Raw genomic sequence first — 15,642 nt, 5'->3', positions numbered from 1 at the left:
GCGCTCAGATCAGACCACCCCGTAATAGATCCCGATCGGAATGGTAACCGGGTTGAACGCCAGCGCACAGAGGCAGGCCAGAACGCCGACGCGAACGCGGCTTTGGGGCAGCAGCTTTTCGAAGGGAAGCCGCCAGAGGTTGATCCAGCCCATCACCACGACCCGGAAAAACCAGCTGAGGAATTCGAAAAACAGGTCAAAAACCACATACTGCAGCAGAAAGAACACGCCGCGCAGCACCGCGCCGATCACCGCGCCGATCACCTCGCCAATCAATTCGCCCACGGCATGCCCCTTTTCTCCTCTGTCCTTTATCCCGCAACCGCGTCACCACCAGTCCTTTGCTGGTTCTTTTTCATATCTGCACAAGGAAGGGTTGTTTCAAGGGCAAGAATAAATTCCACAGTCCTCCGGCAAGAGCTTTATAGGAATTTGTCCCTCTTGGTGCTTTTCTCTGGCAGTGGTACCATCGCCGCTTGTGTTCGCACTAACAGCCCTGGCAAGAAGCGGAATGCTCTTCGGCTGGTAACGTGAAGTTCGCAGGCTTCAAGGACAGGAATTTTCAGGGGACAAGACAAGTTTTTGCCAACGGGACGGCCTGTAACAAGGCTGTTCGGAACCCAGTTCAATCAGCAATCCGGTCCTGATGACGGCCTTGAAAAAGCCACCGGGACCCAACCTTGTGACAGGGAGTTCGGAAGTGGCGTACAGTGCAAAAAACCTCCACGAAGATTTACAGAACGAGCTGAAAAGCGGTTACAACCCCCGTCAGATTTCCCGGGCCGCGGTCAAAATCTACCGGGCACATGACCGGGAACTCAGTCCCTACCTCGACAACAAGCTGCTGCAGCTCAACACCATGCAGGAAAGCCCCGATCTGGAATTCAGCGAAGGCGAATTCCGCCACCTGTTGCAGGAACTGAACCGGGGGTAGTGTTCCCGTCTTCGCGCAGAGACACTTGTTGGTCTTCAGGCTGCCCTGCCAGAGGTTCTCTCTTCTGGCAGGCAGACCGGGAGTATTTCCCGAACCCTTGACTGTCCTGCGGCATGAACCTGCCCCTTTAAAAACATTCCCCGAGTATCTGTCGAGATCAGGCTGGCTATCCCGGGTGGAAAATACTGGAAAACAAACCCCGATCCTTTGTAGAGTGAGCAGCAGATCACATCTGTATCTCATCTGAGGGGAAGAGCGCCGCATGTATTCTGTTGCCTTTCGGGAAGGTCTGGAAGTTGACCCTGCGCGCGAACACTGGCGCGAAGCCGCCACCCGCCCGCTGATCTGGGCCGCCTGGTACCCGAGTGACGACGGCCACGACCCAAGCCATCAACAGGACCGCTTTCCTGTGATCCTGCTCTCTCACGGTACCGGCGGGCTGGCACAATCCCTGTCCTGGCTGGCAAGCGGACTGGCTTCACAGGGCTATATCTGCCTTGCGGTCTCTCATCACGGCAATACTTGCGTTGAACCCTATATGGCAGAGGGTTTTATCTGCTGGTGGGAACGGGCAAGGGATCTCAGCGTTCTTCTGGACCGGCTGGGTGCAAAGGCGCCCTTTTCCGGTCGGCTTGATCTGACGCGGGTTTCAGCGGTCGGCTTTTCTCTGGGCGGCTACAGCGTTCTCTCGCTCCTCGGCGCGCGGACCCGCTATGACCTGTTTCGCGACTGGCTCGCCAGCCGGAAAATACCAGACAGCGGCCCGAGAGAGTTTCCCGATCTGGCGCTTTCCCTGCCCCGGTTACAGGAGACTTCGGAAAAGTTTCGCCAGTCCATGGATCGGCAGAACCTGTCTTACAAAGACGGGCGCATCACTGCCGCGGTTGCCCTTGCCCCGCCGCCGCCCGTCCGGGCCTTTGAACCCGACAGCCTGAAATCGATCACCGTCCCTGTGGGTATTCTGGTCGGGCAGAACGACCGGGAAGCGCCCCATCTGGACTGCGCCTGCTGGCTCAAGCAGCAAAACCCGGCCATGGAGCTGCAGCTGCTGGGAAAAACCGTCGGCCACTATGTCTTTTTGCCAGAAGGCACCGCCAGCGACAAAGCAAGAGAGCCCGAGCTGTTCTACGACCCCGAAGGCATAAACCGCAAAGAGATTCACAAACAAGCCACCGACTTCGTCCTGAAAATCATCGCGCGTTGAGAATGGAGCAGGAATCACATAGCCCAAGTTTAAAGTCCCGCTCCTGACTTCAGGAATGTTTCCACTTTGGCGACAGGTCCATCCTGCTTGACAGCTTCCAGCAAGAAGGCAAAGCTGTCGAACAATCACGGCATTGAATGCCATTCCCACCCAAGTGTCTTTCTTCACAAGAAAACCGACTTCATGCCGTCCTCAAAAGCACAGAACCCTCACCTTAAGGCAACCAGAGTTGTCGACCAGTCGGTCAAGCTTCATCTGAGCGAAGACTACGCCCTGATTCTGCAAAGCTTGCTACAGGAGCAAGCCAGCAACACTCTGCCCTCTTCCGCAAGTCAGCTTGTCTTGCATGATATTCTCTGCTCGCTCGATACGGTGTTAAAGCAACGCTACAAAAGCGCCAATGAGCAGATACTTGAGGACTATGACCAGACCGAGGCCCTGGCAAAAGCACAGGCCATGGTGAGAGCCAGAATAAAGACGACGCTGGAGGCCGAAGCGGATCCTTGCGCAGGGATCATGCTCAATTTCGATGCCAAGATCCGCTATTTGACCAAGGAAGAAGGAGGCCGCGACACACCGGTACTTTCTGGTGGCTGGTCGCACATCCCGCTCAGTGTCGGTCTGAACGGAGCCATCATCACCAGCCTCGACGGGGCTGAAGTCTTTACCCCCGGCAAGTCTTTCCAAGCCAATATCGCTTTTTTCTGGGTCAACTGTTTTTCTGCCCCCGAGATTGTCGTGGGTTACAGATTTCCACTGCAAGAGGCTTCGCAACTGATCGGCTATGGCACTGTCACAAACCTCAACAGCTAGCGGTTTTAACGTACCAATTCACGGCACTACCTGTTCTTGTGCAAAAAAATTCTGGCCTGTTCCGATCGAGTATTGAAGTCAACATCTGTTATCTCTTCAAATCTAATTACGGAAACTCCATCATCTACGCCAAACTCATCAACCAGCCTTATCGTCAGTAAATCGGTTTCGATCTTATCAACATAACCGACCAATGAATCATCCGGGTCATTTCCCCACACGACAACCAAGACAGATTCATGCCGGGCACTTTCGAGTGTTTCCCGAACAAGATCGCCTGATGACTTTTCATACAGCTTTACTTCTTTGAACACTGATCCCTGATTCTGATTCAGTTTTTCAATTTTCTTAGTATACTGGCCATCAAATTCGATTTTGAAAATTTCTGATAGCCTTCGAACTTCATAACCTGCAGCTTCGCCATAAACAGAAATCGCGCGAAGCCTGACATGTTCATCGCTCACACAATCAACATAACCGACACAGCATTTATTCCAATTTTCAGGCTTTGAATGTAACGAAACAAGTCGGCCCTTAGCCTTAACCTCTAATAAAGTTTCTTTCATTCCCATATTTCATACCCCAGAGGTTCAAATCTAATAATTACGATGCAAATCGCGAATTCATGACCCAGCCTTTTTCCCCTGCCCGTTTGCCTTGCTCTGCTTCGTCGGCTTTCCCGCTTTCAGGCTGCGCTCGATTGCCAGATCACGTTCGTTTTCGGCCAGTGCGGCGATAAAGCTGTAGACCATCTTGCCCAGCGGCGTGGCGGTATTGATGCCTTCGGTCAGGGACTGGAAATCAATCGCCCGGGCTTCGAGCCTGCGGATAAAATCGATCAGCTCGACCGTGCGTCGCCCCAGACGGTCCAGCCGCCAGACCACCAGCGTATCCCCCGCCTGTGCCAGCGCCAGCGCCTGATCCAGCGCCGGGCGCACCACCCGGTTCGAGCCGATGACTTCCTGAAACACCTGTTCACAGCCCGCTTCTTCAAGCGCCGCCACCTGCTGCGCCAGATTTTGCCCCTCTGCCGATACCCTGGCATAACCGATTTTCATGTCACGTCCCGAAGATTTGCCTGCAAGCTTTTGCTTTTCTTGTTGCTTTTATAAACCTGACGCCGGGATTATTCCAGATCAGAAAACAATCCCTGTCAGGATCAGGCTTTTCCCTGCTCGTGCCATATTTACGACATCTCTTCCCCTCGTTTGGGCGGCAAGCTGCATTTTTTAACAGTACGCAGTATGAACAGCCAGAGTGGAACAGAAACATGCAGAACAGCCCACGAGAAATCCCGGCTTCAGCCAGGGATCAGCAGAGAAGAGACATTCCCTCTACCTATTGCGAAGCAGCTACCGATATCTGGCCGCAACCGCTCCCGCCGGGGCGCAACAGACGCGAAGTACTGTGGCAGGAAGCTTTTTCCTGCAGGATGTCCCGGCTCCGGCACAAGAACAGTCAAAGGGATTTCTAGCTTGCCGACCTGCAAGCCAGCACACAGTGCCATCTCCCTGCAGGTCCTGCTGCTTCGCGGCGAAAACAGGAAGGATCAGTGCTCCTGATCAAGGACCTAGCCCGGAGAAACGTCGGACAGCTGTTCTTGAGGTGCCCCGTTTTCATCACTGGCTTCATCGCTGGTTTCATCGCTGGCTTCACTCCCCGTTTCTGGTTCGGGCTCTTTTAAAGATGCCAGGGTGATAATCAGCTCGCGCCAGTCAATCGGCTTGGTCAGGCAAAAGGTCATCCCGGCCTCGCGGTATTCATCCTGCTGTTCGGTCAGGGCATTGGCGGTCAGGCCGATAATCGGTATCTCTGCGCAAGGGGCCTGCAGCGCCCGGATCGCCCTGGTCGCCGTTACCCCGTCCATGACCGGCATCTGCACATCCATCAGGATGACATCATAGTCGTCTTGCTGAACGGCTTCGAGGGCCAGCGCCCCGTTACCGACGATGTGCAGATCCATGCCCAGTTTGTTTTGCAACATGTTGATCAACAGGAACTGGTTGGGTTTTGCATCTTCAGCGGCAAGAATTTTCAGCGACGGCAACAGGATGTCTTTCAGATCCCGCTTTGGTGCCTGTTTGGCCTCATGGCTGATCGGCAACACCAGACGCAGCCAGAAGGTGCTGCCCTTGCCTGCTTCGCTATCGGCACCAACAGTTCCCCCCATGGCTTCGGCCAGACGTTTACAGATCGACAGGCCCAGCCCGGTTCCGCCATATTTGCGGGTGCGGCCACCGTCAATCTGTTCAAAAGGCTGAAACAACGCCGTGATTTTCTCTGCCGGAATACCGATACCCTGATCTGTCACCTTGATGGTGAAAACAGCATCGGTCTCCTCTGCTGTGGCCGGAATGACAGTTGCATCAACAGAGATCGTACCCTTTGTGGTAAATTTGATCGCATTACTCAGGAAGTTGCCAATGATCTGGCGGATGCGGTTTTCATCGCCAAGCAGGACAGGTGGTGAGTTTTCCGGCAGGGAATAGTCAACTTTCAACCCCTTTTCCTGTGCAATACCATTGTGCAGCGACATGGTCTGCTGCAAAGCCCACAGCACATTAAAGGGCCGGGCTTCGATCTCCAGCTTGCCAGCTTCGATCCGCGACATATCGAGAATATCCGACAGGACGGTCAGAAGCTGCTGACTGCTGGACAGCGCCGTTTTGACCAGCATCTGGTCAGCAGCAGGCAAGCTGTCCTTGTCCAAAAGTTCCAGCATACCCATAATCGCGTTTAGCGGCGTCCGGATCTCGTGGCTCATCACCGCCAGAAAATCCGATTTCGCTGCATTGGCCTGTTTTGCTTCGGCCAGGGCTGTATGGACCTTTTCCTCGGCCTGCACCATCTCGGTGATATCGATATTCACCCCGATCATGCGGTTTGCCACCCCCTGATCATCAGCGAACACCCTGGCCCGACCATTGATCCAGCGTATCGTCCCGTCCGGCTGAACCACGCGAAAGCGGGAATTAAAGGGTTGATAGTTTTCTATCGCCTCCTGAACCTCTGCTTCCGCTCGGCCCAGATCATCGGGATGTACCCGGTCTGCCCAGTCAGCATAGATGCCCCTGAAATCCTGCTCCTTTATCCCATAAAGCTGGAACATGCCCTCATCCCAGGCAAGGGCCTGCGTGGCAGGATCATACTCCCAAACCCCGATTTCCGCCGCCTTGCGGGCCAGTTCAAACCGCTGTTTGACAGCCGTAAACTCGCTCTGGATTGCCACCTGTTCGGTGATATCCATCATAACGCCGGATATCACCTGCCCTGACGGAGATCTCTTGACTTCTCCCCGGACAAAAACCGTTTTCTCCTGCCCCTCCCCCGTAACAATCCGCTTTTGAAATTCAAACGTCTCGCCATCTTGCTGTGCCTTCGCGATCAGCCGCTTTATTTCTTCCCGGTCATCCGGGTGATAGTCCCCGATGGCCACCTCCAACGGTGGCGTACCCTTTGCCGGATCCCGACCATGGATATAAAAAATTCCGTCAGACCATTCCAGAATGGCCCCTTCACCGCCAAGTGCCCAATACCCGACTTTTCCCAGAATCTCGGCCTCGTGCATCTGTTGGGCAATCCGGTCAGCCTCGACAAATCTGGCGGTAATTTTCTCCTTGCTTTTGACCAGCCTCAAAAGCACATAGGCCAGCCCGGTCATGGACAGCAGCATGATCGCGAGCAGGCCAAACAGCAGATAGATATCCTGGACCTTTTTGTCCATTGTGTTGCGCAGGATGGCCACTTCACCGCTCAACCGGTCCTGAAGCGCCCCAATGGCAAAATCGATCCCGCGTTCCGCCTCGACATCAGAAATACGGGAAACCTTGTCCACCTCGGACGGCCTCAGTCCCTGGCGCACCAACACGGCGGATTCCGCCATATTTTTCTGATAGAGCAACACGGTTTCCCGCACAGCGGCAAAAGCGAGTTTTTCCTCGATCGCTTCACTGTATTGTTCCAGTTCGTCAAGCACGACAATCGCTTTAGCCAGATCCTGCTGGGCCGCAGTAAAATAGCTTTCATCACCGCGCAAAAGATAATTTTTATAGTGATGGATAAAGCCATTGTATCCCATGGCCCGGCTGAAGATTTCAGCCTGTTGGAGAGAGGACACACGCTTTTCCACGACAGCGGCAAGAGCAGCTCTGTCTTTCCCGACATCCAGCAGAATTTGACTCGCCCAGCCTCCAAAAATCAGAAAGGTCAACAGCAAGCCGACTGAAATAATTTTCGCAACAGAGAACACAGGCACTCCTCTACCCAGATGGGAGACGGGAGACAGGATATAAAAAACCATAAAATCACAATCGGTGTTAAAAAGGCCTTAAATCTCGACTGCTACAGAAAAAATGTTTTGATAAGTACTGGAAAATCAGGCTCTTCCCTCTTCAGGCATGCTTTCCGATCTTGTCAAACCCCTTAAAGCAGGACACATTTGCCCCGCAGCGGTTGCAGTCGGGATATCTGGCACGCCACAGGGATCGGTTGTCGCCTCCCCGGAAAGCACCCCGAAAATACCCGCAAAATTACGGCCCGGATCAAGACCAGGGATCAAGGCCAGGGACCAAGACCAAGAACCAAGACCAGAATTCAGAAAAACCTGACAAAGAACAGGACAGCCATGCAACAGCTCTCTTCCGCCCCGATCACCCTTGATAATGGCACCGCCCGTTTCAGCGTGACCCCGCTGGGCGGCTGTCTTGCCAGTTATCAATTGTCGCGACCGGGTGGTCCGCTTGATCTGCTCCGCCCCATGCCACAACAGACCTCTGTTGCTGCTGATCATTCCGCCGGGACCCGCCCGCCTGAAGCTCTGCCCCGGGACGTACAGCCCTCAGAAGTCCCCCTCTCAGAAGTAAAGCCAGAAGGCCCGGCCTCCTTTGCCCTGATCCCCTATTCCAACCGCTTGCGCGATGGCCGCCTGAACTTTGCCGGACTGCAATGGCAACTGCCGCTGAATTTTGGCGATCACCCGCACAGCATCCACGGTATCGGCTGGCAGCGGCTCTGGCAGGTCGCGGCCCAGGAGGAGACAGCACAGGATGACAACAGCATCACGCTGGAGCTGTCGCACGATCCGGCGCACTGGCGCACCCCCGAAGAAAGCGGCTGGCCCTTTGCCTTTCACGCCAGCCAGACCTTCACCCTGACCGGGGCCGATCTGCGTCATGAAGTGACCCTGACCAACCGATCAGACCGCCCCATGCCCGCAGGTCTGGGCCTGCACCCCTATTTCCCGACATATGACCCGACATATGAAGGGGCACATGAACAGGCCGATCTGCAGGAAAGCGACCAAGGGCAAGAAGGCCCTCACCTTCAGGCCAATGTCGAGGCGGTCTGGATGACCGACGCCACCTGCCTGCCCACCGAGCGCATCGCCTGTCCCGATCATCTGCACCTGCGCGATGGCAGGACCGTTGCCGGGCTGCGCTGTGACAACCTGTTCGAACCCTGGGACGGACAGGCCCGGATCACCTGGCCCGCGCTGAAACTACAGCTGGACCTGAGCGCCAGCGCGGATCTCGACCGGCTGGTGGTCTATGCCCCCCGGAACAAAGGCTATTTCTGTGTCGAGCCGGTCTCGCACATCACCGATGCCTTCAATCTCAGCGCTGCTGCGCCAGAAAAACCCGCCATGCCCCCCAAAGACAGCGGCATGAAAATTCTCGCCCCGGGCGAAAGCTGGTCTGTCTGGATGGCCTTCAGCCCGAAAGAACTGGATTAAGCCTTTTTAGTGACGTAAGGATTTCTGTAACGTAAAGATTTTATCCCGCTAAAGTTGCCGTTCCCTTTTCCGGAGATTTCCATGTTCCCGACTGTCGCCTTTTTCCCGGTCAAAGCCTCAGCCGCTCGACGGATCCAGCACCTGTTCCGGCCTCTGCTGGTCCTGTTGCTCGGCGCAGGCCTTGCCTCTGGTATTTTCCTTGCGAACCTGCCGACCGCGACAGCAACAGAAGCCCCAACACCCGGTCCGGCCCTGTGGAAGGTCAGCGATGCCGACAGCGAGATCTGGATCTTTGGCACCATCCATGTCCTGCCCCCGGAAGTAAAATGGCGCAGCCCGGTGGTACAACAGGCCTTTGCCGCAGCCGACAGCCTGTATATCGAGGCCCCCGTCGGCGACGCCACACCCGAGAACATGCAACCGCTGATCCAGCGTTACGGCATCAATCACAGCGGCAGACCCTTTGCCGATGACCTCTCCCCAGAGGCCCGCAGCCGCTATCAACAGGTGTTGCAGTTCCTCAAGCTGCCGCCAGAAACCATGGACAACTTCGCCCCCTTCCGCCCCTGGCTGGCCGGGATTACCCTGGTCGGCATCCAGATGCAACAGCGCGGTTATGACCCAGAGGCCGGGGTAGACCGGATCCTGCTGGCAGAAGCAAAAAGCCGCGGATTGCAGCTGGGCTATTTTGAAAGCCTGGAACAGCAACTCGCCCTGTTCGGCGACATTCCCCCGGATGAGGAACTGGCCATGTTCGAAGAACTGCTTGGCCAGATCCTCGAAGAACCAACCCTGGTCGAAGACATGATCGCCGCCTGGAAAGCCGGCGATATCGCGACCCTGAGCCAGCTGCTCAACGACAGCTTTGGCGAGGACGAAAGAACCAAAACCGCCCTGCTCTATGACCGCAACAAGGATTGGGCCGGACAGATCAGCCAGATCCTCGCGGGCTCGGGCAAAACGTTCATCGCCGTCGGCGCCGGTCATCTCGGCGGCGAAAGATCCCTGCAATGGTATCTGGGGGAACTGGGGATCAACGCGATGCGGCAGTGAGGGGGGAGACAATTACGGCAGGCTATATACAGGTCAGTTGGCCTGTACCTCTACAACGGATTTTCCCCGAAAATCATCCCAAAAGTCCCCCCGGACAGAACTCTTTGACAACCCGATTTTTGCTAGCCCCAGATTTTTGCTAGACCCAGATTTTTGATAAAGGAAGCCCCATGATCCCCGTTACCAGCAAGCTCAGGATCGCCCGTCCAACCGACAATCTGGCCGAGATCACGCAAATGTACGTGGCGGGACTGGGGTTTAAATTGCTGGGAGAATTCAAGGGGCACAACGGCTTTGATGGCTCGATCATCGGGCATGCACAGCACAATTATCATCTGGAATTCACCCATCATCGCGGGACGGTGGCGGGCAAGGCCCCGACCCAGGACAACTTGCTGGTATTCTATTTCACAGACACTGCGCTGTGGGAGGGCTGTTGCCAGCAGATGCTTGACGCAGGTTTTCGGCTGGTGCCGTCCTACAACGGCTATTGGGATGTGGTTGGCAAAACCTTTGAAGACCTCGACGGCTATCGGGTTGTCCTGCAAAACCGGGAATGGACGGCATAAGCTCTGTCGCCCTCAACATCCCTTGAGGTCCCGGGAAAATACATACGCGAGCCAGTTTCTCTGCCGCGACCTCTCTCTGATTATTGGCTGGTTATTGGCTGGTTTCTGGGCACATCTCCCTTCATAACCGCCAGATACATCCTGGAAACAAAACGGGTTTCAAGTCCGCTTGTCACTCCCTGAAGCCTGAGGGATCACAGCGGGATCGGAATAATTTTTTCAATCGTTAAACAGCGCCTTCAGCTTTTCCAAATCAATATCCTGTTCTGATAAATTCTCCGGGTCCCACTCACTGCGTTCGGCTTCGAAAAAATCGCCGCCATAGACATGGATTGCGCCCGTAAGTTTTGTAATGGGGTTTGCGACGGAATGGATAATATCATGTCCCAGGGGCGTATAGTCCCCCGTACTCAGCGCCGCAGCCCCGGCGGCTTCGATCCGCCCATCAGGGTCGTCCTTGATGCGTCGCCAAAAGATATTGTCTTCGCGCCCGCCATAAACACCGATCATCGCCCACATATTGTGATTGTGCGGCGGGATTATCATTGATGGCTTCCACACCAGATTAAGAATAGTCACATCCGACGAACAATAGATCGGTGTTAATCCGGCCTTTTCCGGTTCCCCGAGGGCAGCCGTTATCGCCGAGGGATCATGAAAGGCACGGTCAAATATCTCTGCGACGCTTTTATGTGTTTTATCGCTTCGCACAGCAGTGCAACAGTCTTCGACAAAGCGTTCCAGGCTAAACATTGCGTTCCCTTTTCAGTTTGGCGAGCGAAGTCCAAATCGGCGAGCCAGACAAAGTCGCTTGTTCTGACAACAGTGGGACAGGAGCAAGGGCCAGTATGGCAAAAGCCCCCAAAAAAATCCAGTAATCCCCCTTAGACCAGCCATTAATTCCCCAGATAAAAAATCTGTTCCGGTCTGAAACAATGGACAAGCTGACCAACGCCTTTTTGAACCGGGAGCTTATCGGCATCAGACATCTGGCTATCGGCCAGGCTAATCGCAAACGGATTCCGGATCGTTTTACAGTACTGGGCCGCCAGAAAAACCATCGAGAGCAGGACATTGATGCCTGATAGGGATAAAGGGTAATTGATCGGGTGGAGGAGTACGCTTTGAGAGCCCCGCCCCTCAACAGCCCTTGAGACCCCGGGCGATACATTCACGGGCCAGTTTCTCGGCCTCGGCAATTTCAGCAGCGGTCATTTCTTGCTCAAGGACTTCTCTGCTTTGTGCTGCCTTCTCATTTTTCCCTGACGATGCGGCGATATTCCACCACATATGAGCATAGAGGTTATCCTGAGGGACCCCCTCTCCTGTGACGTGCATAAAACCCAGATTGGTTTGCGCCCCAGTATGCCCCTGTTCCGCGGCAAGGCTGTACCATTTAAACGCAGCCTTATCGTCCACTGAAACACCCTGTCCTTTGGTGTACATCACACCCAGATTGTACTGCGCAGAGACATGCCCCTGTTCAGCTGCAAACCTGAACCATTTCACTGCGATCTTGTGGTCCTCTGGAACGCCGTTTCCTTCGTAATACATCGCACCCAGATTGTACTGGGCCCCAGTATGCCCCTGTTCGGCAGCAGGACTGTACCATTTAAACGCGGCCTTATGGTCTTGTGCGACGCCTTTTCCAGCGGAGTACATCACACCTAAATTGTACTGAGCAGAACCATGCCCTTGTTCGGCAGCAAGCTTGAACCATTTAGCTGCGGCCTCACCGTCCTCTGCAACAGCATATGTTTTGATGTATATCTGGCCCAGACCGTACTGGGCCTTTTCATCGCCCTGCTCAGCAAGCGGGGTCCATACACGTAAAGCCGTGGCGAAATCGCCACGTTCATAAGCAGCAAGGCCCGTGCTGAAATTATTCGCCCAAGCCGGGAAAGAAAAAAACGACAGCAGAATCAGCGGGATAATCAGGAATTTTTTCATGTCCGAACTCTATTCCGGCTTTGCAATTAAAGTAAAGAGAGCGATCAGAAAACACCCGCAGTGATGGTGAACAATTTATATCTGAGCTGGATGAGCAAAGATACATTTGCCGAAGTTGGAGGCGAGAAGAGACCCGCCCCTCAACAGCCCTTGAGGTCCCGGGCAATACATTCGCGGGCCAGTTTCTCTGCCTCGGCAATCTGAGCAGCGGTCATTCTTCTCTCAAGAATACCTCTGTCCTTGACCGCATCACTGTCCCCGGCTGATCCGGCGATGTTCCACCACATATGAGTAAATACATCGTCTTGTGTGACGCCTTCGCCATTGAGGTACATAAAGCCCAGATTGGCCTGGGAAGGGGTATACCCCTGTTCCGCGGCAAGGCGATACCATTTCACAGCGGCTTCATCGTCCAGGGGAACGCCCTCGCCTTCGTCATACATCACCCCCAGATTGTGCTGGGCAGTGGCAAACCCCTGTTCCGCGGCAAGGCGATACCATCTCACAGCGGCTTCATCGTCCAGGGGAACACCCTCGCCTTCGTCATACATCACCCCCAGATTGTGCTGGGCATCGGCAAACCCCTGTTCCGCGGCAAGGCTGTACCACTTCACCGCAGCCGCATCGTCCTGGGGAACGCCATCTCCTTCAGCGTATATCACCCCCAGATTGTACTGGGCCGCGGCATATCCCTGTTCGGCGGCAAGGTTGTACCACTTCATCGCGGCCTGATCGTCCTCGGGAATACCTTCTCCTTCGTCGTACAATACCGCCAGATTGAACTGGGCCTTCGCATGCCCCTGTTCCGCGGCCAGGTTGTACCATTTCGCCGCTGCCTGATCGTCCTCGGGAACACCTTGTCCTTCGTCGTACAGCACAGCCAGATTGTACTGGGACTTTGCATCGCCCTGTTCGGCAAGCGGGGTCCATTCGCGCAAGGCTGTGGCAAAGTCGCCATTTTGATAAGCAGCAAGGCCCTTGCCGAAATCATCACCCCACCCCGGGGATGAAGAAAATGACAGCAGAACCAGCGGGATACTCAGGAATTTTTTCATGTCCGAACTCTATTCCGGCTTTGCAATTAAAGTAAAGAAGGCGATCAGAAAAACACCCGCATTGAGAGCGGAAAATTAATGGCTGAACGGGATAAATAGCGATAGATCGGGGAGAGATCTACGGTTAGGGGACTTCCCCTCAACAGCTCATGAAGCTCCAGCCAACACATTCGCCAGCAAGTCTCTTTGCTTCTGCAATCTGCTCCGAAGTCATTCTCTGCTCAAGAGTATCTCTGGCTATTGATGCGCTCTCACTTTCCCCTGATGTTGCGGCGATATTCCACCACATATGGGCATAGAGGTAGTCCTGTGGAACACCCTCTCCTCTGACGTACATAAAACCCAGATTGGTTTGGGCTCCAGTATGCCCTTGTTCAGCAGCAAGGCTGTACCATTTAACCGCGATCTTATCGTCCAGGGGAACGCTTTCGCCCTCGTCATACATCACCCCCAGATTGTGCTGGGCAGCGGCAAGTCCCTGTTCCGCGGCAAGCCTGTACCATTTCACGGCAGATTCATTGTCCAATGGAACACCACGACCTTCTCTGTACATAACACCCAGATTGAGCTGTGCATCGGCAAATCCCTGTTCGGCAGCAAGGCTGTACCACTTCGCCGCGGCCTCCTGGTCAGCGGGAACGCCCTTTCCTTCCTCATATACAGCCCCCAGATAGAACTGGGCATAGACATACCCTTGGTCGGCGGCAAGCCTGTACCATTTCGCTGCAGCCGCATCGTCCTCGGGAACGCCGTCTCCTTCAGCGTACATCCAGCCCAGAAGGGACTGGGCTTCGGCATTCCCCTGTTCGGCAAGAGGGGTCCATTCACGCAAGGCCGTGGCGAAATCGCCACGTTCATAAGCCGCAAGGCCCTTGTCAATATCACCCCCCCAACTCGGGGATGAAACAAGCGACAGCAGAACCAGCGGGATAATCAGGAATTTTTTCATGTCCGAACTCTATTCCGGTTTTATAATTAAAGTAAAGAGAGCGATCAGAAAACACCCGCATTGAGAGCAGGATATAAGGGACAAAAAATACCCGGAACCGGGTTTATAAAATGATGCTTTTGGAGCTGACAGCTTCTGAAAACTTGGATCTCAGGCAGACCAGATTTGAGCGATAGAAATTCGGCCCGAGCCAGGCGGCAAACTGCCGTCCGGTTTCATAGGCCTGTTCAGCGCTTTTCAGACCGGGATTGGGGCCTTTGCATTTTTGCGGGTATGTAAACGGCAGCCCGCGGCGGTAATCCTCATAACCCTGTTGGAAGGCCGGGGAGCGATAGAGCTTATCGACCGAAGTGACGATAAATCCTTTGGAGTTCCCCAATTCTCTGGAATTTTCAGGTTCTTCAGAGTTCCCGAGTTCTTTAGAATTCCCAAGGGGAACCGCCTGTTGCATCATCGCTTTCGTCTCATAGGTCTGTGTTTTGGATCTGCCTTGATCACTCCCCTTACAGACCGCCCAGTTTCATATGGCGGTTGACGTCTTTGTACAGCAGGTAGCGGAAGGGGCCGGGGCCCCCGGCGTAGCAGGCTTGCGGACAGAAGGCGCGTAGCCACATGTAATCACCGGCCTCGACCTCGACCCAGTCCTGGTTGAGGCGATAGACCGCCTTGCCTTCCAGCACATAAAGCCCGTGTTCCATCACATGGGTTTCGGCAAAGGGGATCACGCCGCCGGGCTGGAAGGTGACGATGTTGACATGCATGTCGTGGCGCAGGTCTTCGGGCGCGACAAAGCGCGTGGTCGCCCACTTGCCGTCCGTGCCGGGCATGGCGGTGGGGGCGATGTCCTTTTCGTTGGTGACAAAGGCGACGGGCTTGTCCAGCCCCTCGACCGCTTCATAGGCCTTGCGAACCCAGTGGAATTTCACCAGGGCCTTGGTGTTGTTGACCAGCGACCAGGTGCAGCCCGCGGGCAGATAGGCATAGCCGCCCTCGGCCAGTTCATGGCTTTTGCCCTCGATCGTCAGGGACAGGCCGCCCTCGACGACAAAGATCACCCCCTGCGCCTGCGCATTGGGTTCGGGTTTTGTGCTGCCGCCACCGGGCTGGACTTCCATGATGTACTGGCAAAAGGTCTCGGCAAAGCCGGACAGGGGTCGCGACAGCACCCAGAGCCGCGTCTTGTCCCAATGGGGCAGAAAGCTGGTGACGATATCGCTCATGGTCCCCTTGGGGATCACGGCATAGGCCTCGGTAAACATGGCGCGATCGGTCAGGATCTGGGTCTGCGGCGGCAAGCCACCCTGGGGCGAATAATACGAGCTGTGCGACATGTTCTGGGCCTCGAAATAAGTGGGTCGTGAATAAGCAGCGCGGGGTTCGTCAA

Annotated in this window: 18 protein-coding genes; 7 read left to right on the top strand and 11 right to left on the bottom strand. The window is 55.0% G+C overall.

Features of this window, described 5'->3' with window-relative positions:
* Positions 1–9: 9 nt before the first annotated feature.
* Positions 10–285, bottom strand: a complete 276-nt coding sequence (locus tag O4H49_RS03420) for a hypothetical protein (protein WP_269422013.1) — start codon at positions 283–285, stop codon at positions 10–12.
* Between the two features lie 415 nt (positions 286–700).
* Here O4H49_RS03420 and O4H49_RS03415 point away from each other — a divergent pair, with 415 nt between their 5' ends.
* The 3 genes from O4H49_RS03415 to O4H49_RS03405 all read left to right on the top strand — a co-directional run bounded on the left by O4H49_RS03415 (position 701) and on the right by O4H49_RS03405 (position 2,951).
* The gene (locus tag O4H49_RS03415) at positions 701–934 is read left to right on the top strand and encodes a hypothetical protein (RefSeq protein ID WP_269422012.1); all 234 of its coding nucleotides are present in this window, start codon (positions 701–703) and stop codon (positions 932–934) included.
* 262 nt (positions 935–1,196) lie between these two features.
* Positions 1,197–2,138, top strand: coding sequence for an alpha/beta hydrolase family protein (locus O4H49_RS03410; RefSeq protein WP_269422011.1), 942 nt, complete (start codon positions 1,197–1,199; stop codon positions 2,136–2,138).
* 87 nt (positions 2,139–2,225) lie between these two features.
* Positions 2,226–2,951, top strand: a complete 726-nt coding sequence (locus O4H49_RS03405; protein ID WP_269422010.1) for a hypothetical protein — start codon at positions 2,226–2,228, stop codon at positions 2,949–2,951.
* 26 nt (positions 2,952–2,977) lie between these two features.
* On the opposite strand, the gene O4H49_RS03400 is transcribed toward O4H49_RS03405, so the two are convergent.
* From O4H49_RS03400 to O4H49_RS03385, 4 genes are all read right to left on the bottom strand, one after another.
* Positions 2,978–3,523, bottom strand: coding sequence for a hypothetical protein (locus O4H49_RS03400; protein WP_269422009.1), 546 nt, complete (start codon positions 3,521–3,523; stop codon positions 2,978–2,980).
* 51 nt (positions 3,524–3,574) lie between these two features.
* Positions 3,575–4,009 carry a recombinase family protein gene (locus O4H49_RS03395; RefSeq protein ID WP_269422008.1) on the bottom strand — a complete coding sequence of 145 codons (435 nt, stop codon included), beginning with the start codon at positions 4,007–4,009 and terminating at the stop codon, positions 3,575–3,577.
* A 242-nt stretch (positions 4,010–4,251) separates the two neighbouring features.
* On the bottom strand, positions 4,252–4,458 hold the full coding sequence (locus O4H49_RS03390) for a hypothetical protein (protein WP_269422007.1): 207 nt from the start codon (positions 4,456–4,458) through the stop codon (positions 4,252–4,254).
* A gap of 63 nt (positions 4,459–4,521) precedes the next feature.
* Positions 4,522–7,200 (bottom strand): PAS domain-containing protein, encoded by a 2,679-nt coding sequence (locus O4H49_RS03385; RefSeq protein ID WP_269422006.1) that lies wholly within the window; start codon positions 7,198–7,200, stop codon positions 4,522–4,524.
* Between the two features lie 189 nt (positions 7,201–7,389).
* Between O4H49_RS03385 and O4H49_RS03380 the strand changes: the two genes are divergently transcribed.
* The 3 genes from O4H49_RS03380 (at position 7,390) to O4H49_RS03370 (ending at position 10,304) form a co-directional block, all read left to right on the top strand.
* Entirely contained in the window at positions 7,390–8,682 is a 1,293-nt protein-coding gene (locus O4H49_RS03380; RefSeq protein ID WP_269422005.1) for an aldose 1-epimerase, read from the top strand.
* A gap of 81 nt (positions 8,683–8,763) precedes the next feature.
* Positions 8,764–9,735, top strand: coding sequence for a TraB/GumN family protein (locus tag O4H49_RS03375; protein ID WP_269422004.1), 972 nt, complete (start codon positions 8,764–8,766; stop codon positions 9,733–9,735).
* Between the two features lie 170 nt (positions 9,736–9,905).
* Positions 9,906–10,304, top strand: coding sequence for a VOC family protein (locus O4H49_RS03370; RefSeq protein ID WP_269422003.1), 399 nt, complete (start codon positions 9,906–9,908; stop codon positions 10,302–10,304).
* A gap of 219 nt (positions 10,305–10,523) precedes the next feature.
* Here O4H49_RS03370 and O4H49_RS03365 read toward each other — a convergent pair whose 3' ends face one another.
* Positions 10,524–11,057 (bottom strand): hypothetical protein, encoded by a 534-nt coding sequence (locus O4H49_RS03365; RefSeq protein ID WP_269422002.1) that lies wholly within the window; start codon positions 11,055–11,057, stop codon positions 10,524–10,526.
* A 182-nt stretch (positions 11,058–11,239) separates the two neighbouring features.
* Between O4H49_RS03365 and O4H49_RS03360 the strand changes: the two genes are divergently transcribed.
* On the top strand, positions 11,240–11,389 hold the full coding sequence (locus O4H49_RS03360; RefSeq protein WP_269422001.1) for a hypothetical protein: 150 nt from the start codon (positions 11,240–11,242) through the stop codon (positions 11,387–11,389).
* Between the two features lie 55 nt (positions 11,390–11,444).
* Here the strand turns inward: O4H49_RS03360 and O4H49_RS03355 are convergent, their stop codons facing one another.
* From O4H49_RS03355 to O4H49_RS03335, 5 genes are all read right to left on the bottom strand, one after another.
* Positions 11,445–12,254, bottom strand: coding sequence for a tetratricopeptide repeat protein (locus tag O4H49_RS03355; protein ID WP_269422000.1), 810 nt, complete (start codon positions 12,252–12,254; stop codon positions 11,445–11,447).
* Positions 12,255–12,394: 140 nt separating this feature from the next.
* The gene (locus tag O4H49_RS03350; protein WP_269421999.1) at positions 12,395–13,309 is read right to left on the bottom strand and encodes a tetratricopeptide repeat protein; all 915 of its coding nucleotides are present in this window, start codon (positions 13,307–13,309) and stop codon (positions 12,395–12,397) included.
* Positions 13,310–13,448: 139 nt separating this feature from the next.
* Entirely contained in the window at positions 13,449–14,258 is an 810-nt protein-coding gene (locus O4H49_RS03345) for a tetratricopeptide repeat protein (protein ID WP_269421998.1), read from the bottom strand.
* A 103-nt stretch (positions 14,259–14,361) separates the two neighbouring features.
* Positions 14,362–14,712 carry a hypothetical protein gene (locus tag O4H49_RS03340; RefSeq protein ID WP_269421997.1) on the bottom strand — a complete coding sequence of 117 codons (351 nt, stop codon included), beginning with the start codon at positions 14,710–14,712 and terminating at the stop codon, positions 14,362–14,364.
* 49 nt (positions 14,713–14,761) lie between these two features.
* Entirely contained in the window at positions 14,762–15,589 is an 828-nt protein-coding gene (locus tag O4H49_RS03335) for a bifunctional allantoicase/(S)-ureidoglycine aminohydrolase (RefSeq protein WP_269421996.1), read from the bottom strand.
* Positions 15,590–15,642: the final 53 nt, after the last annotated feature.

The sequence above is a fragment of the Kiloniella laminariae genome (assembly GCF_027214005.1).
GTDB classification, from domain to species: Bacteria; Pseudomonadota; Alphaproteobacteria; order Kiloniellales; family Kiloniellaceae; genus Kiloniella; species Kiloniella laminariae_A.
This window is presented reverse-complemented; position numbering and strand designations above follow the sequence as displayed.

Bases quoted from the DNA above. Each gene is read 5' to 3' on its own strand.
- O4H49_RS03350 (WP_269421999.1), bottom strand. From the start codon at position 13,309: ATGAAAAAATTCCTGAGTATCCCGCTGGTTCTGCTGTCATTTTCTTCA.
- O4H49_RS03400 (WP_269422009.1), bottom strand. From the start codon at position 3,523: ATGGGAATGAAAGAAACTTTATTAGAGGTTAAGGCTAAGGGCCGACTT.
- O4H49_RS03360 (WP_269422001.1), top strand. From the start codon at position 11,240: ATGGACAAGCTGACCAACGCCTTTTTGAACCGGGAGCTTATCGGCATC.
- O4H49_RS03345 (WP_269421998.1), bottom strand. From the start codon at position 14,258: ATGAAAAAATTCCTGATTATCCCGCTGGTTCTGCTGTCGCTTGTTTCA.
- O4H49_RS03335 (WP_269421996.1), bottom strand. From the start codon at position 15,589: ATGTCGCACAGCTCGTATTATTCGCCCCAGGGTGGCTTGCCGCCGCAG.
- O4H49_RS03340 (WP_269421997.1), bottom strand. From the start codon at position 14,712: ATGATGCAACAGGCGGTTCCCCTTGGGAATTCTAAAGAACTCGGGAAC.
- O4H49_RS03365 (WP_269422002.1), bottom strand. From the start codon at position 11,057: ATGTTTAGCCTGGAACGCTTTGTCGAAGACTGTTGCACTGCTGTGCGA.
- O4H49_RS03370 (WP_269422003.1), top strand. From the start codon at position 9,906: ATGATCCCCGTTACCAGCAAGCTCAGGATCGCCCGTCCAACCGACAAT.
- O4H49_RS03410 (WP_269422011.1), top strand. From the start codon at position 1,197: ATGTATTCTGTTGCCTTTCGGGAAGGTCTGGAAGTTGACCCTGCGCGC.
- O4H49_RS03395 (WP_269422008.1), bottom strand. From the start codon at position 4,009: ATGAAAATCGGTTATGCCAGGGTATCGGCAGAGGGGCAAAATCTGGCG.
- O4H49_RS03375 (WP_269422004.1), top strand. From the start codon at position 8,764: ATGTTCCCGACTGTCGCCTTTTTCCCGGTCAAAGCCTCAGCCGCTCGA.
- O4H49_RS03355 (WP_269422000.1), bottom strand. From the start codon at position 12,254: ATGAAAAAATTCCTGATTATCCCGCTGATTCTGCTGTCGTTTTTTTCT.
- O4H49_RS03390 (WP_269422007.1), bottom strand. From the start codon at position 4,458: ATGGCACTGTGTGCTGGCTTGCAGGTCGGCAAGCTAGAAATCCCTTTG.